The organism is Ligaoa zhengdingensis (assembly GCF_014384885.1).
Classification (GTDB): domain Bacteria; phylum Bacillota; class Clostridia; order Oscillospirales; family Ruminococcaceae; genus Ligaoa; species Ligaoa zhengdingensis.
Genome location: NZ_JACRST010000011.1, coordinates 64,838 through 91,650, shown reverse-complemented (window position 1 = coordinate 91,650; position 26,813 = coordinate 64,838). Strand labels below are relative to the sequence as shown.

General features: G+C 62.2%; 28 protein-coding genes and 1 pseudogene. 18 read left to right on the top strand and 11 right to left on the bottom strand.

What is annotated here, in order from left to right; genetic code table 11:
• From H8711_RS08440 to H8711_RS08425, 4 genes and pseudogenes are all read left to right on the top strand, one after another.
• Nucleotides 1–687, top strand: a pseudogene (locus tag H8711_RS08440) (hypothetical protein); the annotation flags it as partial.
• Nucleotides 688–881: 194 nt separating this feature from the next.
• Nucleotides 882–2,222, top strand: coding sequence for an MATE family efflux transporter (locus H8711_RS08435; protein ID WP_249283035.1), 1,341 nt, complete (start codon nucleotides 882–884; stop codon nucleotides 2,220–2,222).
• Between the two features lie 97 nt (nucleotides 2,223–2,319).
• The gene (locus H8711_RS08430) at nucleotides 2,320–2,568 is read left to right on the top strand and encodes a helix-turn-helix domain-containing protein (RefSeq protein WP_249283034.1); all 249 of its coding nucleotides are present in this window, start codon (nucleotides 2,320–2,322) and stop codon (nucleotides 2,566–2,568) included.
• A complete protein-coding gene (locus H8711_RS08425) occupies nucleotides 2,565–2,804 on the top strand; it encodes an AbrB/MazE/SpoVT family DNA-binding domain-containing protein (RefSeq protein ID WP_249283033.1) in 240 nt (79 codons plus the stop codon). The genes H8711_RS08430 and H8711_RS08425 overlap by 4 nt, the downstream gene beginning before the upstream one ends.
• Nucleotides 2,805–2,863: 59 nt before the next feature.
• Here the strand turns inward: H8711_RS08425 and H8711_RS08420 are convergent, their stop codons facing one another.
• Nucleotides 2,864–4,138, bottom strand: coding sequence for a competence/damage-inducible protein A (locus H8711_RS08420; RefSeq protein WP_249283032.1), 1,275 nt, complete (start codon nucleotides 4,136–4,138; stop codon nucleotides 2,864–2,866).
• 79 nt (nucleotides 4,139–4,217) lie between these two features.
• On the bottom strand, nucleotides 4,218–5,006 hold the full coding sequence (locus H8711_RS08415; RefSeq protein WP_343264719.1) for a ZIP family metal transporter: 789 nt from the start codon (nucleotides 5,004–5,006) through the stop codon (nucleotides 4,218–4,220).
• 329 nt (nucleotides 5,007–5,335) lie between these two features.
• Here H8711_RS08415 and H8711_RS08410 point away from each other — a divergent pair, with 329 nt between their 5' ends.
• Both H8711_RS08410 and H8711_RS08405 read left to right on the top strand, forming a co-directional pair.
• On the top strand, nucleotides 5,336–5,764 hold the full coding sequence (locus H8711_RS08410; RefSeq protein ID WP_249283030.1) for an Hsp20/alpha crystallin family protein: 429 nt from the start codon (nucleotides 5,336–5,338) through the stop codon (nucleotides 5,762–5,764).
• Between the two features lie 169 nt (nucleotides 5,765–5,933).
• On the top strand, nucleotides 5,934–6,407 hold the full coding sequence (locus H8711_RS08405) for a hypothetical protein (RefSeq protein WP_249283029.1): 474 nt from the start codon (nucleotides 5,934–5,936) through the stop codon (nucleotides 6,405–6,407).
• 43 nt (nucleotides 6,408–6,450) lie between these two features.
• Here the strand turns inward: H8711_RS08405 and H8711_RS08400 are convergent, their stop codons facing one another.
• From H8711_RS08400 to H8711_RS08385, 4 genes are all read right to left on the bottom strand, one after another.
• Entirely contained in the window at nucleotides 6,451–7,338 is an 888-nt protein-coding gene (locus tag H8711_RS08400) for an SPL family radical SAM protein (protein WP_249283028.1), read from the bottom strand.
• Nucleotides 7,331–7,606 carry a zinc ribbon domain-containing protein gene (locus H8711_RS08395; protein WP_249283027.1) on the bottom strand — a complete coding sequence of 92 codons (276 nt, stop codon included), beginning with the start codon at nucleotides 7,604–7,606 and terminating at the stop codon, nucleotides 7,331–7,333. Before H8711_RS08395 ends, H8711_RS08400 begins: the two co-directional genes overlap by 8 nt.
• A 71-nt stretch (nucleotides 7,607–7,677) precedes the next feature.
• A complete protein-coding gene (locus H8711_RS08390) occupies nucleotides 7,678–8,589 on the bottom strand; it encodes a helix-turn-helix transcriptional regulator (RefSeq protein WP_249283026.1) in 912 nt (303 codons plus the stop codon).
• A gap of 114 nt (nucleotides 8,590–8,703) precedes the next feature.
• Complete coding sequence (locus H8711_RS08385; protein ID WP_249283025.1) at nucleotides 8,704–9,378, bottom strand: YczE/YyaS/YitT family protein; 675 nt, start codon at nucleotides 9,376–9,378, stop codon at nucleotides 8,704–8,706.
• Between the two features lie 237 nt (nucleotides 9,379–9,615).
• On the opposite strand from H8711_RS08385, the gene H8711_RS08380 reads away from it, so the two are divergent.
• From H8711_RS08380 to H8711_RS08345, 8 genes are all read left to right on the top strand, one after another.
• A complete protein-coding gene (locus tag H8711_RS08380; protein ID WP_249283024.1) occupies nucleotides 9,616–10,011 on the top strand; it encodes an ATP synthase subunit I in 396 nt (131 codons plus the stop codon).
• A 3-nt stretch (nucleotides 10,012–10,014) separates the two neighbouring features.
• Nucleotides 10,015–10,755: a F0F1 ATP synthase subunit A gene (locus tag H8711_RS08375; RefSeq protein WP_249283023.1), complete on the top strand. Its 741-nt coding sequence runs from the start codon at nucleotides 10,015–10,017 to the stop codon at nucleotides 10,753–10,755.
• Between the two features lie 18 nt (nucleotides 10,756–10,773).
• Nucleotides 10,774–11,031, top strand: a complete 258-nt coding sequence (atpE, locus tag H8711_RS08370; protein WP_425515995.1) for an ATP synthase F0 subunit C — start codon at nucleotides 10,774–10,776, stop codon at nucleotides 11,029–11,031.
• A gap of 19 nt (nucleotides 11,032–11,050) precedes the next feature.
• Nucleotides 11,051–11,557, top strand: coding sequence for a F0F1 ATP synthase subunit B (atpF, locus tag H8711_RS08365; RefSeq protein ID WP_249283021.1), 507 nt, complete (start codon nucleotides 11,051–11,053; stop codon nucleotides 11,555–11,557).
• Nucleotides 11,554–12,087 carry an ATP synthase F1 subunit delta gene (gene atpH, locus H8711_RS08360; protein WP_249283020.1) on the top strand — a complete coding sequence of 178 codons (534 nt, stop codon included), beginning with the start codon at nucleotides 11,554–11,556 and terminating at the stop codon, nucleotides 12,085–12,087. The genes atpF and atpH overlap by 4 nt, the downstream gene beginning before the upstream one ends.
• A 1-nt stretch (nucleotide 12,088) precedes the next feature.
• The gene (gene atpA / locus H8711_RS08355) at nucleotides 12,089–13,600 is read left to right on the top strand and encodes a F0F1 ATP synthase subunit alpha (protein WP_249283019.1); all 1,512 of its coding nucleotides are present in this window, start codon (nucleotides 12,089–12,091) and stop codon (nucleotides 13,598–13,600) included.
• 3 nt (nucleotides 13,601–13,603) lie between these two features.
• The gene (gene atpG, locus H8711_RS08350) at nucleotides 13,604–14,464 is read left to right on the top strand and encodes an ATP synthase F1 subunit gamma (RefSeq protein WP_249283018.1); all 861 of its coding nucleotides are present in this window, start codon (nucleotides 13,604–13,606) and stop codon (nucleotides 14,462–14,464) included.
• A 65-nt stretch (nucleotides 14,465–14,529) separates the two neighbouring features.
• The gene (locus H8711_RS08345) at nucleotides 14,530–15,840 is read left to right on the top strand and encodes an alpha-amylase family glycosyl hydrolase (protein ID WP_249283017.1); all 1,311 of its coding nucleotides are present in this window, start codon (nucleotides 14,530–14,532) and stop codon (nucleotides 15,838–15,840) included.
• Between the two features lie 143 nt (nucleotides 15,841–15,983).
• Here H8711_RS08345 and atpC read toward each other — a convergent pair whose 3' ends face one another.
• The 5 genes from atpC to H8711_RS08320 form a co-directional block, all read right to left on the bottom strand.
• A complete protein-coding gene (gene atpC, locus H8711_RS08340) occupies nucleotides 15,984–16,373 on the bottom strand; it encodes an ATP synthase F1 subunit epsilon (RefSeq protein ID WP_249283016.1) in 390 nt (129 codons plus the stop codon).
• A 3-nt stretch (nucleotides 16,374–16,376) separates the two neighbouring features.
• The gene (atpD, locus tag H8711_RS08335; protein WP_249283015.1) at nucleotides 16,377–17,774 is read right to left on the bottom strand and encodes a F0F1 ATP synthase subunit beta; all 1,398 of its coding nucleotides are present in this window, start codon (nucleotides 17,772–17,774) and stop codon (nucleotides 16,377–16,379) included.
• A 16-nt stretch (nucleotides 17,775–17,790) separates the two neighbouring features.
• Nucleotides 17,791–18,807, bottom strand: coding sequence for a carbohydrate ABC transporter permease (locus H8711_RS08330; protein WP_249283014.1), 1,017 nt, complete (start codon nucleotides 18,805–18,807; stop codon nucleotides 17,791–17,793).
• Entirely contained in the window at nucleotides 18,808–19,674 is an 867-nt protein-coding gene (locus H8711_RS08325) for a carbohydrate ABC transporter permease (protein ID WP_249283013.1), read from the bottom strand.
• Nucleotides 19,675–19,756: 82 nt separating this feature from the next.
• The gene (locus tag H8711_RS08320; protein ID WP_249283012.1) at nucleotides 19,757–20,434 is read right to left on the bottom strand and encodes a DUF624 domain-containing protein; all 678 of its coding nucleotides are present in this window, start codon (nucleotides 20,432–20,434) and stop codon (nucleotides 19,757–19,759) included.
• Between the two features lie 161 nt (nucleotides 20,435–20,595).
• On the opposite strand from H8711_RS08320, the gene H8711_RS08315 reads away from it, so the two are divergent.
• The 4 genes from H8711_RS08315 to H8711_RS08300 all read left to right on the top strand — a co-directional run bounded on the left by H8711_RS08315 (nucleotide 20,596) and on the right by H8711_RS08300 (nucleotide 26,813).
• Nucleotides 20,596–22,332, top strand: coding sequence for an ABC transporter ATP-binding protein (locus H8711_RS08315; protein WP_249283011.1), 1,737 nt, complete (start codon nucleotides 20,596–20,598; stop codon nucleotides 22,330–22,332).
• Nucleotides 22,329–24,077: an ABC transporter ATP-binding protein gene (locus tag H8711_RS08310; protein ID WP_249283010.1), complete on the top strand. Its 1,749-nt coding sequence runs from the start codon at nucleotides 22,329–22,331 to the stop codon at nucleotides 24,075–24,077. The genes H8711_RS08315 and H8711_RS08310 overlap by 4 nt, the downstream gene beginning before the upstream one ends.
• 220 nt (nucleotides 24,078–24,297) lie before the next feature.
• Complete coding sequence (locus H8711_RS08305; protein WP_249283009.1) at nucleotides 24,298–25,812, top strand: sugar ABC transporter ATP-binding protein; 1,515 nt, start codon at nucleotides 24,298–24,300, stop codon at nucleotides 25,810–25,812.
• Nucleotides 25,812–26,813: an ABC transporter permease gene (locus H8711_RS08300; protein ID WP_249283008.1), complete on the top strand. Its 1,002-nt coding sequence runs from the start codon at nucleotides 25,812–25,814 to the stop codon at nucleotides 26,811–26,813. The genes H8711_RS08305 and H8711_RS08300 overlap by 1 nt, the downstream gene beginning before the upstream one ends.

Below are 26,813 nucleotides of genomic sequence, written 5' to 3'. Positions count from 1 at the left end.
GCGACTGCACAGAAGCTGGATAAGGCGGTAGATGCGCTGAAACTGGTGGACGACGACAAGCCGGTTGATCCTCCGAAGCCGAGCAAACCCAACAAGGGCAGCACGAGCCAGGTAGCGGATAGCGACTACTGGGCAGAAGTGATCGAGAAGATCAATGCGACTGAAAAGGGCGGCAAAGTGAACGCGAAGCTGGACGAGGGCGCGATGGTGCCCGCGACAGTGATTGACGCTCTGAAGGACAGAGGCGTGACTGGAATCTTCGGAATCGGCGGAGTGGATCATGCAGTGAACGGCGCGGGCGAGCTGAAGGGCTACAGCGCGGCGGCTGTGTACTACACCTCCGACGAGATCAAGGCGATGGCCGGCACTGTGCCTGCTGCGAGCGGCACAGTGAATGCCCCTGCAGCGAACAGCAACCCGGAGACGGGCGGCGAGGTTCCCGCGGCGGTAGCGCCTGCGGCACCCGAGGCGACGATTCCTGTGGAGCCGGTCGTACCCGAAGTTCCCGCGGTGATCGAGCCTGTGGTTCCCGCTGCACCCGAGGCCCCCGCGGCTCAGGCTGAGGCGGCTGAGACAGCGGAAGAGAGCAACAACGGCCTGATGACAGGTATCGTCATCACCGTGGTGCTGTTGGCGGCTGCGGCTGTGGCTGTCGTCCTCTTCCGTCGCAAACAGATGGAGAAATAATCCCCAATCAAACTTGTTTTCCCATTTCCTCATTTCATATCATCCCTATGCAAGGCGGGGGGACGGCACAATGTTGCCGTCCCCCCGCCTTTTGTGGGAACCCCACTTTACAAATGCATCGATCAGAACTATTCTAAAAGATAAAGACTATGCTGTGCCGGTTTCGGGGCGCAGCTTTCGATGGGGAGGATGCTATGGCCGGGCACAATATGACACAGGGGAGCATCGCCAAAAGTTTGATCGGGTTTGCGCTGCCCATGATTCTGGGCAACCTGTTCCAGATGACCTACAACGCGGTGGACAGCATCATCGTGGGACGCTATGTTGGCACCGAGGCGGTGGCGGCGGTGGGCGCTGCAAATCCGATCATGAATGTGGTGATCTTTTTCATCGGCGGCATCTGCATGGGCGCGTCGGTGCTGATGAGCAACTACTACGGCGCGCAGGATTTTTCCAGGCTCAAACGCGAGGTGAGCACCACGCTGCTGGCGGGCGCCGCGTTCACGCTGGTGGTCACAGTCCTCTGCTTTTTGCTGGCAAAGCCGGTGCTCTGGCTCATCCAAACCCCTGCGGAGATCATCGACCATTCCGCAGGATATCTGCGCATCGTGTTTTCCGGCCTGATCTTCACCTACCTGTATAACTTCTTTTCCAACACGCTGCGCAGCATCGGCGACAGCCGCACGCCGCTGTTGTTCCTGATCCTTTCCAGCGTGCTCAATGTGGGGCTCGACCTTCTGCTGGTGATGGGGATGAATCTCGAGGTGCGCGGCGCTGCGATTGCCACCGTCGTCTCCCAGGCGGTGTCCAGCCTGCTGTGCCTGCTGTACATCAACCGGAGGATCCCGCTGCTGCAATTCCGGCGCGAGGAGTTTGTGCTCGACCGCGGGATGCTGTGGGAGACCGTCTCCTACAGCTGGGTGACGGCCTTGCAGCAAACCTGTATCTATCTGGGCAAGCTCGTGGTACAGGGCGCGGTGAATCCACTGGGCGTTGGCAGCATCGCGGCGTTCAATGCGGTCTCGCGCGTGGACGATTTTGCGATCACTCCTATGCAGAGCGTGGGCAGCGCGATGACCACCTTTGTGGCGCAGAACCGGGGCGCGGGGGACGACAAGCGCATCCTGCGCGGCTTTTGGATCGGGATGGGGCTGCAAACCCTCTATTGGGCCGTGGCCTGCGGCGTGATCTACTTCGGCGCGGGCCCGCTGATGCACTTGTTTGTGCCTGAAAGCGGCGGCGCGGTGATCGAGCTGGGCGTCCTGTACCTGCACGGCATGGCGTTTTATTACCTGCTGGCCGGGCTCAACAACGGCTTACAGGGCTATTTCCGCGGCATGGGGCGCCTCGCCATCACGTTGATTTCCACCCTGCTGCAGATTGTGTTCCGCGTGATCTTCTCCTATTGGCTCGCGCCGGTCTCGGGCATCGCTGGCATCGCGTCGGCCTGCATGATCGGCTGGGTGCTGATGCTGCTCTATGAAGCGGTGATGCTCGCTTGGGACCGCAGAAAGCGCGGGCGGACGGCGGAATAAAACAAATCTATATTGAGGATATGGATTTCAATATTTTCAGTTCGTTACCAAAAAACTCCATTTGTAGTATCCTTTCATTTAGAGGAGGGTGCTATGGATGGACAGGAAACAAAAGAGCAAATATGTTCTGTTGGGATTGAACATCCAGCACTTTCGCAAATTGCAGGGATACACACAGGAGGCATTGGCAGAAAAAATTGATATGGAGACGGTCAGCATCGGCAAGATTGAGAATGCCCGCGTCGGCGCATCGCTTGATACCATCTTTAAGATTGCCGACGCGCTCGAAGTCGATACGTATCGGTTGTTTTACCATTATGGCCAGTATGAGAAGGGACAAAAATGAGCGAAATCTGTGAGCGCGCCGTCGACGAGCTCGGGCGGGTGGTGCTGCCCAAGGAGCTGCGGCATGCGCTCGACCTGCGCGAAAAAATGAAACTTTCCATCCGCCGGGAGGGCGACGAGATCGTTTTGTCAAAGGCGCGGCCGTGCTGCAAGCTGTGCGGCTCCGAGCAGGAGCTCACCGAGGTAGGCTACAACAGTCTGTGCGCCGCGTGCATCGAACGAATCAAGGCGCTGTAACAACAGAGAAAGGGCCGGGCAACTTCAAAGTTGCCCGGCCCTTCGCCGTTTCTCGCAGATTATTTTTCGTTGGGGTAGCCCTTCGCCGCCCCCAGCGCGGCGGACAGCGCATAGGAGGCCGCCAGATAGCGGATGAGGTCGCGCTCGTTCTGGTAGCCGCGCGAAAGCTGCAATTCCAGCACCTCGCTGTGCCATTCGCTGGACACCCCCACATACACCAGGCCCACCGGCTTGGCCTCGCTGTGGCCCGGCCCGGCCACCCCGGTGGTGGAAAGGCCGATATCCGCGCCCGCCAGGCGGCGCACCCCGTCGGCCATCTCGCGGGCGGTCTGCTCGGACACCGCGCCGTACCGCTCCAGGGTCTCGCGGCGTACCCCCAACAGCTTCTCTTTGATCTCATTGGCGTAGCTGGTCACGCCGCAGTCGAACACCGCGCTGCTGCCCGCCACCTCGGTGATCCGCTTGGAGAGGTAGCCGCCGGTGCAGCTCTCGGCGGTGGCCACCTTGAGGCCTCGCTGCTCCAGCGCGCGCACCAGCGCTGTTTGCAGGTTATCCACATCCACGCCATAGATGTATTGCGGAAAGCGCTCCTGCAGCATCGCCACGGCCGGGCGCATCAGCTCCTCCGCCTCCTCGGCGGTGTGCGCGCGAGCGGTGACCCGCAGCATCACCTCGCCGTCCTTGGCGTAGGGGGCGATGGTGGGGTTCTCCATCCCCTCGATGGTGTCGCGCAGCTCCGATTCGAGCGCGCTCTCCCCGATGCCGAAGAAGTAGACGCAGTGGGAGCGGAACACCTGCCCCGACCGCTTTTGCAGATACGGAATCACCTGCTGGGTGAACATCGGGCCCATCTCGCGCGGCGGGCCGGGCAGCATCACCGCCACCTTGCCCTCCTGTTCGATGATGCAGCCGGGCGCGGTGCCGTTGTGGTTTTCCAGCACCACGCAGCCCTCGGGCATCATCGCCTGCTTGAGGTTGTTTTCGGTCATCTGCCGCTTCCACTTTTCAAAAAAGCAGCGTATGCTCCTGGCGGACGGCTCGTACAGCACCAGGGGCAGGCCGAAGTAGTCGGCGATCGTCTCCTTGGTGAGGTCGTCGTAGGTGGGGCCCAGCCCGCCGGTGGTGATGACGATGTTGTTGCGCGAAAAGGCGATCTCCAACGCCTCTTTGAGCCGCTCGGGGTTGTCGCCCACCACCGTGTGGTGGTAGAGATTGACGCCGATTTCGGCGAGTGCGCGGGAGATTTCCGCCGAGTTGGTGTTGACGATGTTGCCCAGCAGAATCTCCGTGCCGATGCAGAGGATTTCCGCTGAGTCGTGCTGTATTGGATTCATATCGGTTCGCTCCATTTCGTTCGATTGGTTCCAATCTTGTAGAATATCCCGCCTGGGCGGCGGTTATGCGCGGCCGACGTCAGCCCAGCGCCACGTCCAGGATCATCATGACCAAAAAGCCCGCCATCACGCCGACGGTGCCCGAATGGGAGTGCTCGCCCAGGTGCGCCTCGGGGATCAGCTCCTCCACCACCACATAGATCATCGCGCCCGCCGCAAAGCTGAGCAACCAGGGCATGATTGGTGTGACTGCGCCCACCAGCAGCACCGCCAACACGCCGAAGATCGGTTCAACAATGCCGGACAGCGCGCCGTAGACAAAGGAACGGGTGTTGGAGAGTCCCTCCTTTTTGAGCGGCAGCGAGATGGCCGCGCCTTCGGGAAAGTTTTGCAGCGCAATGCCCACCGCCAGGGCCATCGCGGAGGCCATTGTGATCGATACGCCGCTCTGGGCGGCCAGCGCGAACGACAGGCCCACCGCCATCCCCTCCGGGATGTTGTGCAGCGTGACGGCGAACACCAGCATGGTGGTGCGCCGCAGGGAAGAGGGCGGGCCCTCAGGCTGGTCCTCGCCCGGGTGCAGGTGCGGCAGCAGCCGGTCGAGCAGCAGCAGGAACACCCCGCCCAACACAAAGCCGCCCGCCGCGGGAATCCAGCCGGCCGTCCCCTGCTCTTCGGCCATTTCGATGGAGGGGATGAGCAGCGACCAGACCGACGCGGCGATCATCACACCCGCGGCAAAGCCCAGAAAAACCCGCTGCACGGCGGGTTTGATTTCGTCGCGGAAGAAAAACACCACCGCCGCGCCCAGCGCCGTGGCGAAGAAAGGTAGGCCGGTTCCCACCAGGGCGAGAACCACCGGATGCAGATTGTCCAAGGAAAAACCTCCCATCTCAATTGTGTGATCTCAGCATAGCACGATCCGCCGCGGGTTGCAACGGGGGAGCTTTAAAATTGAATTAGCACTCTTTATTATAGACTGCTAATTTTTACAATTTATTCAAAAACTATCGCTTGATTTGTCACAACCCGGAACTATAATGAGGGCGTAAACAAAAGAGAGACAGAAAGGACGGTGGTTGCGATGTGGCACGCAGCCGGATTGTTTCGCAGGCAAAGCGATAAAACCTGCTGAGGACGCAGACAGAGGCGTCCTCCCCAAAAACTACATACCATATAAAAATGGAGGAATGACTTATGTTTGATCTGATGCCGTTTGGACGCAAGGAACGTAGCCTTGCCAACTACTTCGACCACTTTGAAAAGAACTTTTTTGGCGATATGATGGGCGACCTGAGCGAGTGCAAGACCGATATCATCGACCAGGGCGACAAATACATTTTGCAGGCGGAACTGCCGGGCTTCCAGAAGGAGGACATCCGCATCGACCTCAACAACGACCTGCTGACCATCTCCGCGGAGCACCGCGAGGATCGGGAAGAGAAGGACAAGGAGGGCAATTTCGTCCGCCGCGAGCGCCACTACGGCTCGTATGCGCGCAGCTTCGATGTGTCGGGCATCCAAACCGACCACATCACGGCCGATTACAAAAACGGCGTATTGGAGCTGGCGCTCCCCAAGAGCGCCCCGGCCCATGAGCAGACCCGCAGAATCGAGCTCAAATAATCGTTTGACCCTTCTTCGGGCGGACGCAGCCTTGCACGGGTGGTCCGCCCGTTTTTTATGATGTGGAATCGCGCCGAATTCATCCATTGTTTTCACAATGTTTCCAGGATGCGGTGGAAAACTTGACTGCTTCCTGTTAAAATAGAAGAAAAAACAAGGAGTGATCCCTTTGAAAAGATGGATTGTTGCGGCATTGGCCGCTGTTCTTTGCGTTGCCCTCGCCGCCTGCGGCAAGGATGCGCAACCTTCGAGTCAGAGCGAGGGGGCGGAACCCGCCAGCTCCAGCGGAATTCGGCACGTCGACATGGACGGCGATGGCGGCGGTTCCAGCGCTTCTTCGGGGGAGCAGAGCAGCGACCCGATGCCGGCGGGCGAATCGATGGTGGAGGGCGCCATTGTGGACGCCGCGATGAACTCGATTGTCATCCGCACCGAGGACGGAAAGGAGCTTTCTTTTAGCACCGAGGACGCGGATAAGGCCGCCTGTAACGGCCTGCTGGTCGATTCCCAGGTGCGCATCTATTACACCGGTTCGATCGACGGGACCGACACCTCGAACGCAGTGGTCACCCGGATGGAACAGGACATCCTGGCGGACGCGGAGACCGCGTCGCGCGAGGGAGTCCTCTCTATTCTGGAATAAAGGAAAATCCCCTGCTGTGCAAAACAGCGGGGGATTTTTTGCGTCAATACAGGCTGATCTGCGGGCTTTCGTAGCCCATGCGGTAGGCGCGCACGATGTCCTCCATCCGGTAAAGCAGGCCAAGGCGGTCGCACTCAGCGGAAAACGCCTCCCACAGCGCGCGCGCCCGGGGGCTGCGGCATTCGTAGCGCTCGCCGAACCGCCGCTGATAACGTTCGCGCAGCCCCTCGCCGGGGAACTGCTTGTCCAGTCGGTCGTAAAACCATTCCCGCTGATTTTGCCGCAGCGTCACGCCGAAGGCCGGGTAGACAAACCGCGCCCCGCTCGCCCGCGCGCGCCGCGCCACCTCGAGCACATTTTGGGTGGTGTCCTCGAGAAATGGTAACACCGGCATGAGCAGCACCCCTGCGAACAGTCCCGCCCGAGCCAGCGCCTCGATTGCCGCCAGCCGCTGCGCTGCGGCGGGTGCGCGGGGCTCCAGCTTGCGGCAGAGCTCCTCGTCAACGGTGGTGACGGTCAGCTTGCAGAGCACCGGCGAGTGGGCGCTGATCCCCTGCAACAGGTCGATGTCCCGCCGGATCAGGTCGCTTTTGGTGGCGATGGCCACCCCGAAGCTGTAGGCGTCGATCAGCTCCAGGGCATGGCGTGTGTATTCGTGCTCGCGCTCGAAGGGGTTGTACGGGTCGCTCATCGCGCCGGTACCCACCACGCCGGTCTTCACCTTGCGGCGCAGATCGTTGCGCACCAGCTCCAGGGCGTTTTCCTTGACGCGCACCTCGTCGAACCGGTCGATGCCGTAGCAGGCGCTGCGGCTGTCGCAGTAGATGCAGCCGTGGCAGCAGCCGCGGTAGAGGTTCATGTTGTAGTCGATGCCGAACCATCCGCCCTTGGCACGGGTGACGATCGTCTTGGCAGGGACGGTCTCAAGCATCCTTGCGCCACCGCTTGAGCATGGGGAACCATTGGCGCATCGCCTCGCGGGCGGTATCTGGGTCGCCGTAGGGGTTGGGGGTGATGTCCTTGACCGCGTCGATGCAGAATTCGATCATCTCCTCCATCGAGCAGTCGGCCGTAAAGGCGCCCTTTTGGTAGCAATAACAGCAATAATCCCTGTTGCGGCCCCCATCGGCGTCGGTGCCGAAGTGCGCCTCTTCGGTCATGGGCATCCCGCAGCTCTGGCAAAAAATCTGGTCGTTCATCCTGGAAACACATCCTTTCGCTTGATTGCTTCCATCCTACCAGATGGAATCGGACAACTGCATGTCATATTTTAGCCGCCGCCGTACAGCGCGGCAATTTTTTTTGCCTGCTCCCGCAGCGCAAGGCCCACGCGCTCGGGCGAAAGCACCCGCACATCCTCCCCGAAGGACAGCAAAAAGCCGTATACCCAGCCCGCCTCGGGGTAGGCGGCGCGCACCAGAAAGCTGCCGTCCGGGTTGTGGGTCACCTGGCTGTGCTCGAATTCGTCCCACACCCGGAAGGCTGCGCGCGGCGAAAACCACAGCTTGAGCGACACCAGGCAGCCGGATGGCAGACTGGTTTCCCCGTCCAGTTCGGGCAGCGGATCGGTCCGGGGCAGGAACGGCTCGCCGGTAGCGCGCAGATTTTCAATCCGGCTGATTTTGAAGGTGCGGTAGGCCTGTTTTGCGAGGCAATATCCCTGCAAATACCATCCGCCGCCCTTGAAGCGCAGCATCCGTGGCTCCACCCGCCGCTCACTCGCCAGCCCGTAGGAGCTGTAGTAGGTGAACGCGACCACCCGCCGCTCCAAAATTGCGGCTTTGAGCAGGCGAAAGGTTTCGCGCTCACCTCCGCCGCTGCCCCAGCGTGAGAAGTCCACGTCGATCCAGTCCGCGCCCTCGCGGTGGAACAGGGTGCTCAGCCGGTCGAGCACCGCGTTGTCGCCCGCGCTGGTGGCGCGCAGGCTTTGCAGGGCGAACAGGATTTCGTTCTGCTCCCGCTCAGAGAGCAGCGACTTGTTGAGCACGAAGTCGGGCAGCAGGCGGATGCCGCCGCCCTTGCCCTTGCTGGCATAGATGGGGATGCCCGCGCCGGAGAGTGTGTCGATGTCGCGGTAGATGGTGCGGGGGGAGACCTCGAAGCGGGCAGCGAGCTGGGCTGCGGTCATCTGCTCGCGCTCCAAGAGCAGGTAGACGATTTCAAACAGGCGGTTGATCTGCAAGGCTGGTCCCTCCCCGGGCGAAGGATTTTTTATTCAGTATGCCACCTTTTGCGGCGCGGCGCAAGGGGCAAAAAAGTCCTCCCGGAGTTCCGGGAGGGCTTGCCGATTGGAATCTTATTTTTGTGGCTCGGCGGATTTGGGCTGCGGTGCACCGTAGCAGAGCGCGTGCAGCGGCTTTTTGACCGGCTTGCCGATCAACGCCATCACCTTGCCCACCAGCAGGGCGGAAAGGAAGGTGCCCTCGCGCAGGCCGACCAGGGTATGCAGCGCGATCAGCGAGAGCGCAGTGGCCAGAATCACGCTGGTGCAGTCCAGCGCCACCTTGACGTTGTGGAACTGAAAGCGCCTGAGTTTTGCGGTGACAGCCATCGCCAGGCCCTCCATCGGCAGGGGGACGATGTCCGCCTCGAGATAAAAGGTGATGCCCACGGCGATTAAAAGGATGCTGATGGCGAGCATCAGCAGCTTGCCCGCGTAGGTGGGGATAGCAAAATCGCCCAGAATCAGCTTGGAGAGATCCACGAAGTAACCGAACAGGGTGGCAAACACCATTTGAAGCAGATTTTTGAGCTTAAACTCCCGCCGAAGCAACAGGATTTGCAGCAGCACATAACACAGGAACACCGCCGTGACGCAGTTGCCGAAGTCGAAGTGGAACACCTGGCTGATGACGTAGGGGAACGAATTGACCGGCGAGACGCCCAGATTGCAGTTGACCGAAAAGGCGACCCCCATCGAGATTAAAAAGAGCCCGAATACGTAGGTGATGACGCGATAAACCAGTTTCATAATCCTCTCCTTTTGGCCGTCACGCGCCCATCCGCCGAAATTCCATCCGGTGATTTTTCACAGCATTTGACCACTGCGACCCTGTCTTTTTATTAGAAATCATTGTACACGAAATTGCAGCGCCTGTCAAACTTTGTCAGCAGACGGTCAAACAGATTTTTGGTTTCAACCCTTGTTATCCGGCGCGGTTTGGGGCAAGCTAATTTCAAAATCTTCGGCAGGAAAGGTGGCTTTTCCATGAAACTTTCCCCATCGGTGAAAACCGAGACCCGCCGCGTGGCGCTGGGGGTGGCGGGGCTGTGCGCCGCCATGCTCGCGGTGTTCGCGCTGCTGGGCCGGTTCGACTGGACGGTGCTGGCCGGCGCGGCGTTGGGCGGCGGTTACGCGGTGCTCAACTTCTTTTGGCTGGGCTGCTCGGTGCAGCGCGCGGTCGATTGCACCGATCCCGGGCGCGCCGCTGGGCTCATCCGGCTTTCCTACGGGCTGCGGCTGCTGGCCACCGGCCTGGTTGGAATCGCCGGGGTGTCGCTGCCCTGGTTCCACCCGGTCGCTGTGATCGCGCCGCTGCTGTTCCCGCGCGTCACCATCGCGCTCATGGGCTTCCGCCCGCCCCGGGAGAGGGGCGCGGAGTAGGCCATGGAACTCAATGTAACCGGCGCACGGGTATTTTTTGAGGTGCCAGGCCTGGGGCTGCGCATCACCGAGACCGAGGTGGTCAGTTGGCTGGTGATGGCGGTGATCGCCGCCCTGTGCTACTGGCTCACCCGCAATTTGCAGGTGCGCGGCGTCTCGCGGCGGCAGGTGGTGGCCGAGCTGCTGGTCAAGACTGCCTCAGATTTTGTCAAAAGCAATATGGGGGAGCGGTTCGCGGGGTTCGCGCCGTTCATCGCCAGCCTGTTCGCGCTGTCCGCCCTCTCCAGCCTCTCCAGCCTGCTGGGGCTCTACCCGCCCACCGCGGATCTGAGCACCGAGCTGGGTTGGGCGCTGCTGGTGTTTGTGATGATTACCTATTATAAGGTGAAAAGCAGCGGCCTGGGCGGATACCTCAAGGGGTTCACCCAGCCGATCGCCGTGCTCACCCCGTTCAACATCATCAGCGAAATTTCCACCCCGATTTCGATGGCGTTCCGCCACTTCGGCAACATCGCGTCGGGCACGGTGATCACCGCTTTAGTCTACGGCGCGCTCGCTTCGCTCAGCCATCTGGCGCTCAGTTGGGTTCCGGCGGCGTTTGTGCGGGAGATCCCGCTGTTTCAGCTCGGTCTGCCCGCGTTTCTGTCGATCTATTTTGACCTCTTCTCCGGCCTGCTGCAGGCATTTATCTTTTGCATGCTCACCATGATGTATGTCTCGGCCGCGGCCGGGGAAAGCAAATAAAAAGGGAGGTGTTCCATGATGTTGGAACGAGCGATTATTCTGGGTGCATCCGCTATCGGCGCGGGACTCGCCATGATTGCGGGCATCGGCCCGGGCATCGGCGAGGGCTACGCGGTGGGTAAGGCGTGCGAAGCGATCGGCCGCCAGCCCGAGGCAAGGGGCGAGGTAACCTCGACCATGCTGCTGGGCTGCGCCATCGCGGAGACCACCGGCATCTACGGCTTTATCGTGGCGCTGATCCTGCTGTTCGTCAATCCGCTCATCGGCAAGCTGTAAATAAAAGGGGGGACCGGCCATGCCGGAATATCTCGAATTTATCTCGATCGACCCGTGGCGGCTGGTGATGACTTGGGGCAACCTGCTCATTCTGTGCGCGATTGTAAAGCGCCTGTTGTTCCGGCCGGTGCAGGCCATCCTGCAAAAGCGCGAGGAACAGATCGCCGAGGATTACCGCGCCGCCGAGGGGGCCCGCGCCGAGGCGCAGGCGCTGCGGCAGGAATATGAACAAAAGCTGGAGGCGGCCCGCGCTGAAGCGGGCGAACTGCTCGACACCGCCGCCCGCCGCGCCGCTGAGCGCGAGGAGGCGATGTTGCGCGAGGCGCGCGAGCAGGCCGGCGCCGTGGCGGAACGCGCCCGGCGGGAGCTCAAACGGGAGCAGGAACAGGCGCGGAGCGCGCTGAAGCGGGAGATCTCGGGCATCGCCATCGATCTGGCCGAACGGGTGGTGGAGCGTGAGATCTCCCCGGAGGACCACGAAAAGCTGATCGAGGAATTCCTCGACCAGGTGGGTGACGCGTCATGACCGGCGCGGCGTCCTACGGCGACGCGCTGTTTGAGCTGTGCGCCGCCGAACAGATCGACCGCGCGGTGCTGGGCGAACTGGACGCCCTGGAACAGGCGTTTGCCGGGGAACCGCGCTGGCTGTCCCTGCTGGGGGACCCGGCCTTGCCGCGCGGCGAGCGACTCGGTCTGTTGGCGCAGGCGCTGGACGGCCGGGTGCACGCCTACCTTTACCGCGTCTGCGCGCTGCTGACCGAACGCGGCCTGCTCGCGCGCTTCCGCGATTGCGCGGCCGAGTACCGCCGCCGCTATGAAGAGGCCCACCGAATCCGCGAGGCCGAGGCGGTGAGTGCAATCCCTCTGACGGCAGGGCAGCTCGAACGGCTGCAACGGCGGCTGGCCGCGTCCACCGGCTGGGAAATCCGGCTGCACAACCGGGTGGACCCCGCGCTGCTGGGCGGGGTGCGCCTGGAGGTGAGCGGACGCCTGCTGGAGGGCAGCGTGCGCGGACGGCTGGACGAGCTGCGCAAAAAATTGGGGGAGGACGGATAACATGCTGCATCCCGAGGAGCTCTGCGAGGTCATCAAGGAGCAGATCAAACAGTACGGCAACAAAATTGAGGCGAGCGAGACCGGCCGGGTGCTGCTGGTGGGGGACGGCATCGCGCGTGTGCACGGGCTGGACGCCTGTGTAGCAAACGAGCTGGTGGAGTTTTCCACCGGCGTGTTCGGCGTGGCGCTCAACCTGGAGGAGGAGTCGGTTGCAATCGCGGTGCTCGGCTCGGATATCGGCATCCGCGAGGGCGACCTGGTGCGGCGCACCGGTCGGGTGGTCTCGGTGCCGGTCGGGGAGGCGCTCATCGGCCGGGTGGTGGACGCGCTCGGCCGTCCGATCGACGGCCGGGGTCCGATCCAGGCCGGGGAGACCCGCCCCGTGGAGGGGGAGGCGCCCGGCATCCTCTCGCGCAAGAGCGTGTCGGTGCCGCTGCAAACCGGCGTCAAGGCGATCGACAGCATGATTCCCATCGGGCGCGGCCAGCGCGAGCTCATCATCGGCGACCGCCAGACCGGCAAGACCGCAATCGCGCTCGACACCATCCTCAACCAGCGGGGCAAGGATGTGCTGTGCATCTATGTCGCCATCGGGCAGAAGAATTCGACGGTGGCGCAGTTGGTGGAGGAGCTGTCCGTCGGCGGCGCGATGGAATACACCACCGTGGTATCCGCGCCCGCGGGCGAGCCCGCCCCGCTGCAATACATCGCGCCCTACGCCGGATGCGCCATGGGCGAACACTTTATGTATCAGGGCCGCGACGTGCTGATCGTCTACGACGACCTTTCCCGCCACGCGGTGGCCTACCGCGCGCTGTCGCTGCTCATCCGGCGGCCGCCCGGGCGCGAGGCCTACCCCGGCGACGTGTTCTACCTGCACAGCCGCCTGCTGGAGCGCGCGGCGCGCCTGTCGCCCGAGGCGGGCGGCGGTAGCCTCACCGCCCTGCCGATCATCGAGACCCAGGCGGGCGACGTGTCGGCTTACATCCCGACCAATGTCATCTCGATCACCGACGGCCAGATCTTTTTGGAGAGCGAGCTGTTCCACGCGGGTGTGATGCCCGCCGTCAACCCCGGCATCTCGGTGAGCCGTGTGGGCGGCAGCGCCCAGATCAAGGCGATGAAGCGGGTGGCTGGGTCGCTCAAGCTGCTCTATTCCCAGTACCGCGAGCTGCAAAGTTTCGCGCAGTTCGGTTCCGACCTCGACGCGGACACCCGCCGCCGTCTGGCGCAGGGGGAACGCATCGTGCAGGCGCTGCGCCAGGGGCGCGGCCAACCGGCGGATGTGGCGCTTCAGGTGGCGATCCTCTACGCGGTGGTCAACCATCGGCTGGAGGAGCTGCCCGCTGAGCAGGTGCCCGCGTTTGAGCGGGAGCTGTTTTCCTACCTGCGGGACTTCTGCCCCGCTTATATCGAGGAAATCCACCGCACCGGCGACCTCTCGGAGGAGAACACCCGGAGGCTGGAGGATGCGATTGAAGCGTGCAAGCGGACGTTTGGAAAGGGGGAATGACCGATGGCCGCCGGTTCCATGCGGGAGATCCGCACCAGAATTCGTAGCATCTCCGGCACCCGCCAGCTCACCAAGGCGATGGAGCTGGTCGCGTCCTCCAAGCTGCGCGGCGCGCTCGACCGGGTGCAGGCCAGCCGCCCCTACTTTGAGCTGATGCACAGCACCGTCACTGACATCGCCTACGGCGCGTTGGCCGTGAGCTCCCCCTACCTGCAAAAGCGCGAGGCAGGGCGGCTCTGCTGCGTGCTCATCGCGGGCGACCGGGGTCTGGCCGGCGGTTACAACGCCAACCTGTTCCGGGAGGCTGAGCGCTGCATCGACGAACGGCCCGCGGTGGTGCTGCCGGTGGGGAAGAAGGCCGCGGAATATGCCCGGAGGCGCGGGTGGGAATCGCTGACCGACGCGCTCGCCGCGGCGCAGGAGGCGTCGGTGGGGGATTGCCACGCCGCGTCGCGCCTGCTGGCACAGGGCTTCCTGCGGGGGGATTACGATGAGCTGTACCTCGCATACACCAATTTTGTATCGATGCTCAGCCAGAATGCGACCTCGCTGAAGCTGCTGCCGCTGCGCGGCCGCACCGACGCCGGGGAGGAACGGCCGGATTCGCCGATCCTCTATGAGCCGGGCGCGCAGGCGGTGTTCGACGCGATTGTACCCGACTACCTGTTCGGCGTCCTCTACGGGGCGCTGTGTGAGTCTCGCGCGTCCGAGCTGGCCGCGCGCCGCACCGCCATGGACACCGCCAGCAAAAACGCGGATGAGATGATTGAGAGCCTCAGCCTGCATTACAACCGGGCGCGCCAGGGCGCGATCACCCAGGAGATCACCGAAATTGCGGCGGGCGCGGGCGCGCAGGAGGGTTAGCTTGCCTCGGGGCGCGATGTCCTGTATAATAAGAGGCAATCCAGAGACAAGGGGAGGGACCGCTCATGTGGGCCGATGAAAGCGTATTTTATCAGATTTATCCGCTGGGGCTGTGCGGCGCGCCGCAGGAAAACGACGGCGTCGTCACGCCGCGTATCCGCAGGGTGGCGGATTGGGCCGGGCATATCGCGCGGCTGGGGGCCAATGCGGTCTATTTTTCGCCGGTGTTTGAGTCCGACCGGCACGGGTACGACACCCGCGATTACACGAAGATCGACGCGCGCCTGGGGACCAACGAGGACTTTGCCTCCGTCTGCAAAACGCTGCACGGCGCGGGCGTCCGCGTGGTGCTCGACGGGGTGTTCAACCATGTGGGGCGCGGCTTTTGGGCGTTTCAGGACGTGCTGCGCAACCGGGAGGGCTCGCAATATAAAGACTGGTTTCAGATCAGCTTCGGCGGCGACAGCCCCTATCACGACGGGCTGTGGTACGAGGGCTGGGAGGGTCATTACGAGCTGGTCAAGCTCAACCTGCGCAACCCCGCGGTGAAGGAGCACCTGTTCTCCTGCATCCGGGGCTGGGTGGAGCAGTTCGATATCGACGGCCTGCGCCTCGATGTGGCCTACTGCCTCGACCGCGACTTCCTGCGCGAGCTGCGCGCCTTCTGTGATTCGCTCAAGCCGGAATTCTTTTTGGTGGGCGAGCTGCTGCACGGAGACTACAACCAGTTTGTGAGCGACCAGATGCTGCACAGCTGCACCAACTACGAGTGCTACAAGGGGCTGTATTCCAGCTTCAACAGCAACAATATGTTTGAGATCACCCACAGCCTGCTGCGCCAGTTCGGCCCCGAAAATTGGACCCTCTACAAGGGCAAGCACCTGCTGTGCTTTGTGGATAACCACGATGTCTCGCGCATCGCGAGTAACCTGTCGAATCCCGAGCATCTGCCGCTCATCTACGCCCTGCTGTTCGGTATGCCGGGCATCCCGTGCATCTATTACGGCAGCGAGTGGGGAGTGAAGGGGGCGAAGATGCAGGGGAGCGACGACAGCCTGCGTCCCGCCTTTGAGCATCCGGAGGAGAACGGCCTCACCGCCTGGATCGCGGCGCTCGCCAAGGCCCACCGCGCGAGCCGCGCGCTGTGCTACGGCGGGTTCCGCTCGTTGATGCTCACCAACCGGCAGGTGATCTTCGAGCGGGCCTGCGAGGGCGACCGGGTGCTGGTGGCGATCAACAGCGACGGCCAGCCCTACACCGCCCACTTCGACGCGGGCGCTGGGCGCGCGCGCGACCTCATCACCGGCGAGCTGCACGACTTCGGCGGGGGCAGCGTGCTGCCGCCCTACAGTGCGGCTTTCTGGCAGATCGATTAAAATATGAAAAAATCCGCTTCCCAATTTTCGGGAAGCGGATTTTTTACTGTACGAAAGCTAAGACAAGTTGGCCATACGGGCGGAAATGCGGCTTGGCCTTAAAAATTTAGGCGCGTAGGATAATCCCGCAGGCGCATGAAGTTTTACTCCACCACCCGCAGGCGGGTGAGCGCGCGGCGCAGCCGCGCCTCGGCCAGTGCGTTCGCGTCCGGCCCGGCAAGGCGGCGCTCGGCCTCCTCCTTGGCGCGGCGGGCGCGGTTTTCGTCGATCTGGTCGGCCCACTCGAAAGTCGTGGCCACAATGCGCACAGCGCCCCCGGACACCGCGAGCAGCCCGCCCATGCAGGCCGCCCGCCGGGTGGCGCCATCGGAGCCGGTGACGCGCGCCTCCCCCATGCCCAGGGCCGTGACATAGTCGATGTGGCGGGGCAGCACGGTCACATCGCCGTCAGCCGCGCGCACCGTCACCTTGGCCGCGTCGCCGTCGAAGAACACCCCGTCCGGGGTGACGATCTGTAGATGAAAGGTCGCCATCGGTCAGCCCTCCCGCTTGGCCTTCTCCACCGCCTCGTCGATCGTGCCGACAAACAGGAAGGCCGATTCGGGCAGGCTGTCGTGCCGCCCTTCGAGAATCTCCCGGAAGCCGCGCACCGTCTCCTCCACCGGGACATAGCGTCCGGACATGCCGGTGAACGGCTCGGCCACCGAGAACGGCTGGGAGAGGAACCGCTGCAAGCGGCGCGCACGCGCCACCACCAGCTTGTCCTCCTCGCTCAGCTCCTCCATGCCCATGATGGCGATGATGTCCTGCAACTCTTTATAGCGCTGCAACACCCGCTGCACCTCGCGTGCCACGCGGTAGTGCTCCTCGCCCACCACCGAGGGGGAAAGGATGCGGCTGGAGGAATCCAGTGGGTCCACTGCCGGGTAGATGCCCAGCGACGCGATCTGGCGGCTGAGCACAGTGGTCGCGTCCAGGTGGGCGAAGGTGGTGGCCGGGGCTGGGTCGGTCAGGTCGTCAGCCGGCACATACACCGCCTGCACCGAGGTGATCGAACCGCGCCGTGTGGAGGTGATGCGTTCCTGAAGCGCCCCCATCTCGCCCGCCAGGGTGGGCTGATAGCCCACCGCCGAGGGCATCCGCCCCAGCAGTGCCGAAACCTCCGCACCCGCCTGGGTGAAGCGGAAGATGTTGTCGATAAACAGCAGCACATCCTGACCCTCGCGGTCGCGGAAGTATTCGGCCATCGTGAGCCCCGAAAGGGCCACCCTCATGCGCGCGCCCGGCGGTTCGTTCATCTGGCCGTAGACCAGCGCGGTCTTTTGGAGCACCCCGCTCTCCTTCATCTCGTGGTAGAGGTCGTTGCCCTCGCGGGTGCGCTCCCCAACGCCGGTGAACACCGAGATGCCGCCGTGTTCCCGCGCCACATTGTGGATGAGTTCCATGATGAGCACCGTCTTGCCCACGCCCGCGCCGCCGAACAGGCCGATCTTGCCGCCCTTGGCGTAGGGTGCGATCAGGTCCACCACCTTGATGCCGGTCTCCAGCACCTCGGTGGCGCTCTCCTGGTCCTCGTAGGAGGGCGGTTCGCGGTGGATCGGCCACTCCTCCACATCCTGCGGCGGGGGCAGGTTGTCCACCGGTTCCCCCAGCAGGTTGAACACCCGCCCGAGGGTGGCCTCCCCCACCGGCACGGCGATCGGTCCGCCGGTGTCGGTTGCGGCGACGCCGCGCGGCAGCCCGTCGGTGGAGCTCATGGCGATGCAGCGCACCGTGCCGCCGCCCACCTGCTGCGCCACCTCGGCGGTCAACAGGCGGCCGCGATGCTCGATTGTCACAGCGCTGAGCAGGTCGGGCAGCTCGCCTTCGGGGAAGCGGATGTCCAGCACCGGGCCGATCACCTGGGTGACAACGCCGGTCTTGCGTTCACTCATCGCAATGCCCCCTTTGTTATTTGATCGCGCCGTCGGTGATGCCCTTGACGATATATTTCTGGCAGAACAGGTAGAAGATCACGATCGGCAGCATACCCATGATGAGGCCGGCTGTTGCAAGATCCCACCGCTTGGAGAACTGGCCGAAGAAGAAGTAGGTCTTGAGCGGGATGGTCTGCCAGCCCGCTTTGTTGATGGTGAGCTGCGGCAGCAGGAAGTCGTTCCAAATCCACATCACGTTGAGGATCGCCACCGTGACCGAGATGGTGCGCAGCAGGGGAAACACCACCTGCCAAAAGGTGCGGAACGGGCTGCACCCGTCGATGGTGGCGGCCTCCTCCAGCTCGAGCGGCACGTTTTTGATAAAGCCGTGGAACAGGATGATTGAAAGGCTCGCGCCGAAGCCGACATACATAAAGATGAGACCCGGACGGTTGAGGGCGGTGAGCTCCCCGCGCGACCGGATGACCGCCAACAGCAGCAGCGCCAGTGCCGGGGCCAGCACCAGAAAGGCGATCCAGGCCGGAATTTTGGCCTTACCGCTGCCCAGCCTCTTTTCCGCCGCTGCGCGCACCACGAGCGACAGCAGGAACGCCAGGTATACCCCGGCCAGCGCGATCAGCGCCGCGATATAGCTGGGGGTGCTCATCAGGCGCACCAGCGGTAGCATCACGCACTGGAAGGGGATCAGCATGGCAGTGGCGAAGGTCATGAACACCACCGTGCTGGTCTTGATCTTATACCGCACCAGCACCCAGGCGGCCATGGCTGAGAGCACCACGATGAGCAGGGTGGAGACCACCGAGATGAGCAGCGAGTTGCCGAGGCTGGCCAGGTAGTCCAGCTTTTCAAACGCCTGCGGATAGTTTTTGAAGGTGAAGTACGGGTCGGCCGGCAGGGCCAGCACGTCGAGAAAGATGCCCTTCTGGGTTTTGAACGAGTTGATGGCCAGCACATAGAGCGGGAACAGGAACAGGATGCCCAGCGCCAGGCCGACCAGGCCGGTGATCACACGCGAAAGTTTGCGTCCCATTTACATCTCAACCTCCCTTTTCTTGCTGAAATAGAGCTGTGTCAGGCTGATGACGGCCACCACGATCAGGAAGATCACGGCCTTGGCCTGCGCATAGCCCAGCTCGTTGTAGGTGAACGCAGTGTTGTAGATGTTGAGCGCCAGCATCTGGGTGGATTTGTACGGCCCGCCGCCGGTGAGCGACAGGTTCTGGTCGAACAGCTTGAACGAGTTTGAAAGCGACAGGAACAGGCCGATGGTGAACGCGGGCGCGATCAGGGGGATGGTGATGCGGGTGAGGCGCTTCCAGGGCCCCGCGCCGTCGATCTGGGCCGCCTCCTTGAGCGAGTCGGGGATGTTCTGGATCGAGGCGATATAGATAATCATCATATAGCCCGCGAGCTGCCAGGTGGTGACGATCACCAGGCCCCAGAACCCGGTCTCCGGGGTGGAGAGCCAGCCGTCCAGAAAGCCGAGCCCCAGCTTGTCGCCGATACTCTGGAACACCTTGGTAAAGATGAACTGCCAGGTGAAGCCCAGCAGGATGCCGCCGATCAGGTTGGGGACAAAGAACACCGCGCGCAGCAGGTTCGACCCCTTGAACCCCTGGGTGACGATGAGCGCGAGCGCAAAGCCCACCAGGTTGACCGAGATCACCGTCACAATTGCAAACCGCACGGTGAACCAAAATGCGCCCATAAACTCCGGGTCGCCGGTGAATACGCGGGCGTAGTTGTCAAAGTTGACGAAATTGATCTCCCGGCTGATGCCGTTCCAGTCGGTGAAGGAGTAGCCGAGGCCGATCACGGTGGGGATGAGCTGCACCGCGACAAAGGCGAACAGCACGGGGAAGAGAAAACCCCAAAAGCTGAGTTTTGTTTTTTTCATGGTAGCCACCTCATGTAAAGAGATTAGAACAGGTCTCTCGCTATTGTTTGCCGCGGAGCAGCAAAATAAACCTGCGCTTGGGTTAAGTGCCGATATCTGGGCGAACGACATGCCGTGCGATGCTTGGCCACGCCGCACAGGAGCAGGCGAGCGCCGCGGCCGAAAAAAAGAAAAGCAGCAAAACGGGCGCGCTCAGCGGCAGCAGCTGGATGCAGGCGGCCCCCGCGAGCAGCACCAACGCACAGGCGGGCAGGGTGCGGCGGAGGTTCAAAAGTCCCAGCAGCAGCGCATCCTTGCAGACAGCGCGCAGCGGCAGATCTACCGAAACCAGCAGCGCGAACAGCGACACCGCGGCGAGCCCCAATACTGCCCCTGCGCAGGCCATCAGCAGCCAAGCGGCCCAAAACGCGGGGATTTGCCGCGCCGCTGCGCGGTAGACGCTCAGCCCGGCCCACAGCCCCGCGCCCAACACCGCGAACAGCAGCCCGGCGCTGAGGGCCTGTTTCCAGTTTTTACAAAACGCCCGTTTGAAGTCGTGGAGGACAAAAAACGGCTGTTCCCGCGCCATCAGGGTGGTGACCCGCGCGAGCCCCGCGCAGGCCGGTCCGATGGTGACGACCGGCAAGCAACAGAGCAAGAACAGCAGGTTGAGCTTGACGAGTTCGCCGAAATGCCGCACGCATAGCCGCAAAAATAGCGGCAGGCGGTCCGCAGCATCGGGCAGCGGCGCGTCGGCGCGCCCGCCGGACCAAAGATTCATGTCGATCCCTCCGATCACAGTTTGGAATAGTATTCCACATGCGCGGCGCTTTTATTGTACTGCGGCGGAAGGAATTTTTTCGGCAGAGCTTCTATCCTCGCCTGTCTGTGATATAATACTTTGGTAATATTTTGTCAAAGCGGAAAGGAGCGTGCGAAGGGATGAGACGACTCGCCCGCTATTTGAAGGGCTTTCGCAAGCAGGTGATCCTGGGACCTGCGTTCAAAATGACCGAGGCGGTCTTTGAGCTGATCGTGCCGCTGGTGATGGCCAGCATGATCGACAAGGGAATCAAACTGAACGACCCCGCCCACGTGTGGCGGATGGGCGGCCTGATGGTGCTGCTCGGGGTGGTGGGGCTCGGCTGCTCGCTCACCTGCCAGTTCTTTGCGTCGCGCGCGTCGCAGGGGTTCGGCACGGTGGTGCGCGGGGAATTGTTCCGCAAGATCGGCACTCTGTCCCACGCCGAGATCGACCGCATCGGCACCCCGTCGATGATCACCCGCCTCAACAACGATGTCAACCAGCTCCAGCTCGCGGTCGCTATGCTCATCCGGCTGGTGTTCCGCGCGCCGTTTTTGGCGATTGGCGCCACGGTGATGGCGATGGCGCTGGATTTGCAGATGTCGGTGATCTTTTTGGCTGCGGCGGTGCTGATCGCCCTGGTGCTTTACCTGGTGATGAGCCGTTCGGTGCCGTTTTACGGCAAAATCCAGCGGATGCTCGACCGGGTGTCGCTCATCACACGCGAAAACCTGAGCGGCGCGCGGGTCATCCGCGCATTCTCCCGCCAGAAAGCGGAGATGCGGCGGTTTGAGGACGCCAGCGAGGAGCTGCGTCAGACCTCGATCCGGGTGGCGAAGCTCTCCGCGCTGCTCAACCCGGCCACCACCATCCTGGCCAACGCCGCGATCGTCGCCATCGTCTGGTTCGGCGGATTGCGGGTGGACGCGGGTACCCTCACCCAAGGCGAGGTGATCGCCCTGTGGAACTACATGACTCAAATTCTGCTGGCCCTCATCGTGGTGGCCAACCTGGTGGTGATTTTCACCAAGGCGTCGGCCTCGGCCGCGCGTGTCAACGAGATCTTCGACACCGCGCCGAGCGTCACCGACGAGGGAAACACCGAGCGGGCCCCGGTGCCCGGCGCGCCGAAAATCGAGTTCCGCGACGTGTCGTTCTCCTATTCGGGCGGCGACGAGCCCGCGCTCTGCCATGTGAACCTCGCCGTCGCGCCCGGGGAGACGATCGGCGTGATCGGTGGCACCGGCTCGGGCAAGTCCACCCTGGTCAGCCTGATCCCCCGGTTTTACGACCCGCAGCAGGGCGCGGTGCTGGTGGACGGGGTGGATGTGAGGGACTACCCCTTTGCGCAGCTGCGCGGACAGATCGGCGTGGTGCCGCAGCAGGCGGTGCTGTTTTCCGGCACCGTCCGGCAGAATATGCAGTGGGGCTGCGAGGGCGCGGACGACGGACAGATCGAGCGCGCCCTCGCGGTGGCGCAGGCCAAGGAGTTTGTAGACCGCCTGCCCGGCGGGCTGGACGCGCCGGTGGCGCAGGGCGGCAAGAACTTTTCCGGCGGGCAGAAGCAGCGGCTCACCATCGCCCGCGCGCTGGTGGGAAGCCCGCAGATTCTCATTTTGGACGACAGCGCGAGCGCGCTGGATTTTGCCACCGACGCCGCCCTGCGCCGCGCCCTGCGGAGGGATACCCGCGGCATGACCGTGCTGATGGTGTCGCAGCGGGCCAACACCGTCAAGGCAGCGGACCGCATCGTGGTGTTGGACGACGGAGCGGTGGCGGGTGTCGGCACCCACCGGGAACTGATGGAGTCCTGCCCGGTCTACCGCGAGATCTGCCTGTCCCAACTCAGCAGCGAGGAGGCGAACCGTTCATGAAACAGCAATCGGTATTCCGGCGGCTGATGCGCTTCACCCGCCCCTACCGCGGCTATCTGGCGGCCGCGCTCGCCTGCGCGCTGGCCAGCGTGTCGCTGAGCCTGTATGCACCGGTGCTGATCGGCGACGCTATCGACTTTATCGTCGGCCCAGGCGCGGTGGATTTCCGTGCGATCCTGCGCATTTTGGCCCTGCTGGGCGGGGTGGTGTTGGCGGGCGCGCTGTTCCAGTGGCTGATGACCCTGTGCACCAATGTGATCTCCTATTCCACCGTCAAGGACCTGCGCACGGCGGTGTTTCAAAAGCTGGAGGCCGCACCGCTTTCCTACCTCGACCGCAACGCGCACGGCGACCTCATCAGCCGGGTGGTCAACGACATCGATCAGATCTCCGACGGCCTGATCCAGGGCTTTTCGCAGCTGTTTACCGGGGTGGTCACCATCCTGGGAACCCTCGGCTTTATGCTCGCGATCAACGTGCAGATCGCGCTGATCGTGGTGCTGATTACCCCGCTTTCGCTGTTTGTGGCGTCGTTCATCGCCAAGCACACCTTCGACGAGTTCCGAAAGCAGTCGATGATCCGCGGCGAGCTCGGCGGCTTCATCGAGGAGCTGATCGGCAACCAGAAGGTGGTCAAGGCGTTCGGCTATGAGGCGCGCGCTCAGGAGCGGTTCGACGAGATCAACGCGCGTCTCTACCGCACCGGCGTGAACGCTCAGTTCTATTCCTCCACCACCAACCCCAGCACCCGGTTTGTCAACGGGTTGGTGTATGCGGCGGTGGGCCTGTTCGGTTCGCTCGCCGCCATCTCGGGCCATATCTCGGTCGGCCAGCTCTCCACCTTTCTCAACTACGCCAACCAGTACACCAAGCCGTTCAATGAGATATCCGGCGTGGTGACCGAATTGCAGACCGCGGCGGCCAGCGCCCGCCGGGTGTTTGCAGTGCTCGACGAGCCCGCCGAATCCCCCGACGCCCCCGGCGCGCTCGCGCTCGACCGCTGCGAGGGCGCGGTCCGTTTGGAGGATGTAAGTTTCTCCTACAATCCCGACCGCAAGCTGATCGAGCACCTCAGCCTGAAGGCGCGTCCCGGCGAGCGCATCGCCATCGTGGGGCCCACTGGCTGCGGCAAGACCACCATCATCAACCTGCTCATGCGGTTTTACGACATCGACTCCGGCGCGATTTATGTGGATGGAACCGAGACCCGCGCCATTGCGCGCGACAGCCTGCGCGCGCAGTATGGCATGGTGTTGCAGGAGACCTGGCTGTTCTCCGGCACCATCCGCGAGAACATCGCCTACGGCAAGCCGGACGCCACCCTCGACGAGGTGGTCGCCGCGGCCAAATCCGCCCATGCGCACAGCTTCATCAAGCGCTTGCCCCAGGGGTACGACACCCCGGTGGGCGAGGAGGGCGGCGGTATCTCGCAGGGGCAGCGGCAGCTGCTCTGCATCGCGCGCATCATGCTCACCCGCCCGCCCATGCTGATTCTCGACGAGGCGACCAGCTCGATCGATACCCGCACCGAGCTGCGCATCCAGAAGGCGTTCGACGCGATGATGGAGGGCCGCACCAGCTTTGTGGTGGCCCACCGCCTTTCCACCATCCGCGAGGCCGACTGCATCCTGGTGATGCGCGACGGCCACATTGTGGAGCAGGGCGCCCATGCCGAGTTGCTGGCGCTCGGCGGGTTCTATGCGGAGCTTTACAACAGCCAATTTGCCCCCAGCGAAGAACCCTAAAAAGCCGTTAAAAAACGAAAAACTGCCCTTTTTCACTATGAAAAGGGCAGTTTTTTTGTTTTTTAGGAAAGTTGTTTGTTCAAAAGAGGTTAATAAATTATAACTTTGGGTTAATTTTTTGTACTGACTTCTGGATAGAATTTCCGTATACTGAAAACGCAAATGAAGGAGACAAGGGACAAACACCCGGGCACTCAACGATAGGCAGGAGGGATGCGGAATGTCGGAATACCTGCGGTTTGAAAAAATCTGCATGGAATTCCCCGGCGTCAAGGCGCTGGACGACATGAGCTTTGGCGTGAACAAGGGCGAAATCGTCGCCTTTCTCGGCGAAAACGGAGCCGGAAAGTCCACGCTGCTCAAAATTCTCAACGGCGACTACCGGCACACCAGCGGGAAAATCTTCATCGACGATAAGGAGGTGGAGTTTCATTCCCCCAATGAGGCGATCAAGGCGGGCATCAGCGTAATCTACCAGGAGCGGCAGCTCGCCCCGTATCTGTCGGTGGCGGAAAACATCTTCATGGGCAACCCGATCACGCGTGGCGGCTTTATCAACTTTAAGGAGCTCAACGCCAGGGCGCAGGCGATTATCGACGAGTTTGGCCTCCCCATCCGGCCCGAAACCCCGGTGCGGCGGATTTCGGTGGCCTACCAGCAGATGGTCGAGATCATGAAAGCCTACAACCGCAAAGCGGACATCATCTGCTTTGACGAACCCACCGCGCCGCTCACCGATGCGGAGATCACCATCCTCTTCAACATCATTCGCAAGCTGAAGAGCGAGGGCAAGGCGATCATCTATGTGTCGCACCGCATGAAAGAAATTTTTGAACTGACCGACCGCGTGGTGGTCTTCAAGGACGGCAAGCTGATGGGCGTGAAGGAAACCTCACAGACCAGCGAACCTGAGCTCATCAAGATGATGGTCGGGCGCGACATCGGCGACGTATTCAACACCCTGCCGCGCAACGACAAGATCGGCGACGTGGTTCTGGAGCTCAACAACGTCTCCACTGAATACGTGCACGACATCAACTTGCAGGTGCGCGCGGGCGAGATCGTCGGCTTTTCCGGGCTGGCGGGCGCAGGGCGCACTGAAACGGCGCGCGCCATCTTCGGTGCGGACCCGCTTACGGCGGGCAGCATGACGCTGGAGGGCAAGCCCTACCACCCCAAGTCGCCGCGGCAGGCGATGGACGCGGGCGTGGCGCTCTGTCCGGAGGATCGCAAGCTGGAGGGCCTGTCGCTGATCCTGACGGTGCGCGAAAACACCTCCCAGGCGATTCTGGGCGACCTGTGCCGGATGGGCTTTGTCAACTTCCATAAGGAACGCGAGTTCACCGCGCAGTCGATCAAGGACTTTAACGTCAAGACCCCGAGCATGGAGCAGAAGGTCATCAACCTTTCGGGCGGCAACCAGCAGAAGGTCGTTTTGGCCCGCTGGATGGCGATGAACCCCAAGCTGATTATCTTTGACGAACCGACCAAGGGCATCGATGTGGGCGCGAAATCAGAGATCTACCACATGATCTGCGAAGCGGCCAAACGGGGCGTCGCGGTCATCATGATCTCCTCGGAGCTCACCGAGGTCATCGGCATCTCCGACCGCATCCTGGTGATGAAGGACGGATATATCACGGCGGACATTCCGCGCGCGGAGGCGACGGAACCCAAAATCCTGAGCTACGCGATGCTGGATAAGAAAAAGAATCAAGAGGAGGTGGCTGGATAATGGAGCAGAGCACGGCAAAGCGCAGAGGTTTTAATTTTAAGCAGACGCTCAAAAACATTCTCCGGTCTGAGAGCATCAGTTTGGTGCTCGCATTTGTTGTGATCGTTGCGGTATTTTCGATTCTCAATAAGAATTACTTTACGTCGAGAAACTTAATCAGCGTTTTGACTTCCGCCTCACTGACCGGCCTGATCACCGTGGGTGAAGCGCTCTTGTTGATCGGCAACCACATGGACCTCTCGGTGGGTTCCACCGCGGCCTTTTCGGGCGTCATGGCGGCGCTGCTGCTGCAACAGGGTTTGCCGGCCGGTGTTACCATCCTGACGGTTGTAGCCGCAGGTGCGGTTTTGGGCGCTGTCATCGCATTCTGTGTCACGCAGCTCAAAATGTCGTCCTTTATCGCCACGGTGGCGATGCAGTCGATCATGCGCGGCTTCGCATTTATCATCTCCAACGGCGAGGGTGTGCTGATTACCAACAGCACCTTCCTGAAGATGGGCAACTTCAAATTCTTTGGCCTGAGTTTCCTCACCTTCCCCATCTTCTTTATGCTGCTGGTGTTCGTGCTGTTCGGCATCATCCTCAAGCGCACCCGCTTCGGGCGTGAAATTTACATAGTGGGCGGCAACCCGGTGGCGGCCCGCTTGGCTGGTATCTCGATTAAGTTCACCACATACATGCTGTTTATCATCATGAACGTACTCACCGCTATCGGCGGCATGATTCTGGCGGCGCGTATGAACACCGGCCAACCGCAGGCCTGCGTGGGTCTCGAGTTCGACGGCATCACCGCGGCGATCCTGGGCGGCGTCTCCAACCAGGGTGGTGTTGGTTCAATCTTTGGCGCTTTCCTGGGCCTCGCGATTTTGCAGGGCTTCAACAACGGCCTGATCATGCTCAACGTCCAGTCGTTCTGGCAGAACGTGGCAAAAGGCGCGCTGCTGCTGCTTGCGCTTACCTTCGATTACATCCGTCAGAAGAATCGTCAAAAAGCAAAATAA

Coding starts and splice junctions, on each gene's coding strand:
- H8711_RS08435 (WP_249283035.1), top strand. CDS start 882: ATGGCCGGGCACAATATGACACAGGGGAGCATCGCCAAAAGTTTGATC.
- H8711_RS08430 (WP_249283034.1), top strand. CDS start 2,320: ATGGACAGGAAACAAAAGAGCAAATATGTTCTGTTGGGATTGAACATC.
- H8711_RS08425 (WP_249283033.1), top strand. CDS start 2,565: ATGAGCGAAATCTGTGAGCGCGCCGTCGACGAGCTCGGGCGGGTGGTG.
- H8711_RS08420 (WP_249283032.1), bottom strand. CDS start 4,138: ATGAATCCAATACAGCACGACTCAGCGGAAATCCTCTGCATCGGCACG.
- H8711_RS08410 (WP_249283030.1), top strand. CDS start 5,336: ATGTTTGATCTGATGCCGTTTGGACGCAAGGAACGTAGCCTTGCCAAC.
- H8711_RS08400 (WP_249283028.1), bottom strand. CDS start 7,338: ATGCTTGAGACCGTCCCTGCCAAGACGATCGTCACCCGTGCCAAGGGC.
- H8711_RS08395 (WP_249283027.1), bottom strand. CDS start 7,606: ATGAACGACCAGATTTTTTGCCAGAGCTGCGGGATGCCCATGACCGAA.
- H8711_RS08385 (WP_249283025.1), bottom strand. CDS start 9,378: ATGAAACTGGTTTATCGCGTCATCACCTACGTATTCGGGCTCTTTTTA.
- H8711_RS08380 (WP_249283024.1), top strand. CDS start 9,616: ATGAAACTTTCCCCATCGGTGAAAACCGAGACCCGCCGCGTGGCGCTG.
- H8711_RS08375 (WP_249283023.1), top strand. CDS start 10,015: ATGGAACTCAATGTAACCGGCGCACGGGTATTTTTTGAGGTGCCAGGC.
- atpE (WP_425515995.1), top strand. CDS start 10,774: ATGTTGGAACGAGCGATTATTCTGGGTGCATCCGCTATCGGCGCGGGA.
- atpF (WP_249283021.1), top strand. CDS start 11,051: ATGCCGGAATATCTCGAATTTATCTCGATCGACCCGTGGCGGCTGGTG.
- atpH (WP_249283020.1), top strand. CDS start 11,554: ATGACCGGCGCGGCGTCCTACGGCGACGCGCTGTTTGAGCTGTGCGCC.
- atpA (WP_249283019.1), top strand. CDS start 12,089: ATGCTGCATCCCGAGGAGCTCTGCGAGGTCATCAAGGAGCAGATCAAA.
- atpG (WP_249283018.1), top strand. CDS start 13,604: ATGGCCGCCGGTTCCATGCGGGAGATCCGCACCAGAATTCGTAGCATC.
- H8711_RS08345 (WP_249283017.1), top strand. CDS start 14,530: ATGTGGGCCGATGAAAGCGTATTTTATCAGATTTATCCGCTGGGGCTG.
- atpC (WP_249283016.1), bottom strand. CDS start 16,373: ATGGCGACCTTTCATCTACAGATCGTCACCCCGGACGGGGTGTTCTTC.
- atpD (WP_249283015.1), bottom strand. CDS start 17,774: ATGAGTGAACGCAAGACCGGCGTTGTCACCCAGGTGATCGGCCCGGTG.
- H8711_RS08330 (WP_249283014.1), bottom strand. CDS start 18,807: ATGGGACGCAAACTTTCGCGTGTGATCACCGGCCTGGTCGGCCTGGCG.
- H8711_RS08325 (WP_249283013.1), bottom strand. CDS start 19,674: ATGAAAAAAACAAAACTCAGCTTTTGGGGTTTTCTCTTCCCCGTGCTG.
- H8711_RS08320 (WP_249283012.1), bottom strand. CDS start 20,434: ATGAATCTTTGGTCCGGCGGGCGCGCCGACGCGCCGCTGCCCGATGCT.
- H8711_RS08315 (WP_249283011.1), top strand. CDS start 20,596: ATGAGACGACTCGCCCGCTATTTGAAGGGCTTTCGCAAGCAGGTGATC.
- H8711_RS08310 (WP_249283010.1), top strand. CDS start 22,329: ATGAAACAGCAATCGGTATTCCGGCGGCTGATGCGCTTCACCCGCCCC.
- H8711_RS08305 (WP_249283009.1), top strand. CDS start 24,298: ATGTCGGAATACCTGCGGTTTGAAAAAATCTGCATGGAATTCCCCGGC.
- H8711_RS08300 (WP_249283008.1), top strand. CDS start 25,812: ATGGAGCAGAGCACGGCAAAGCGCAGAGGTTTTAATTTTAAGCAGACG.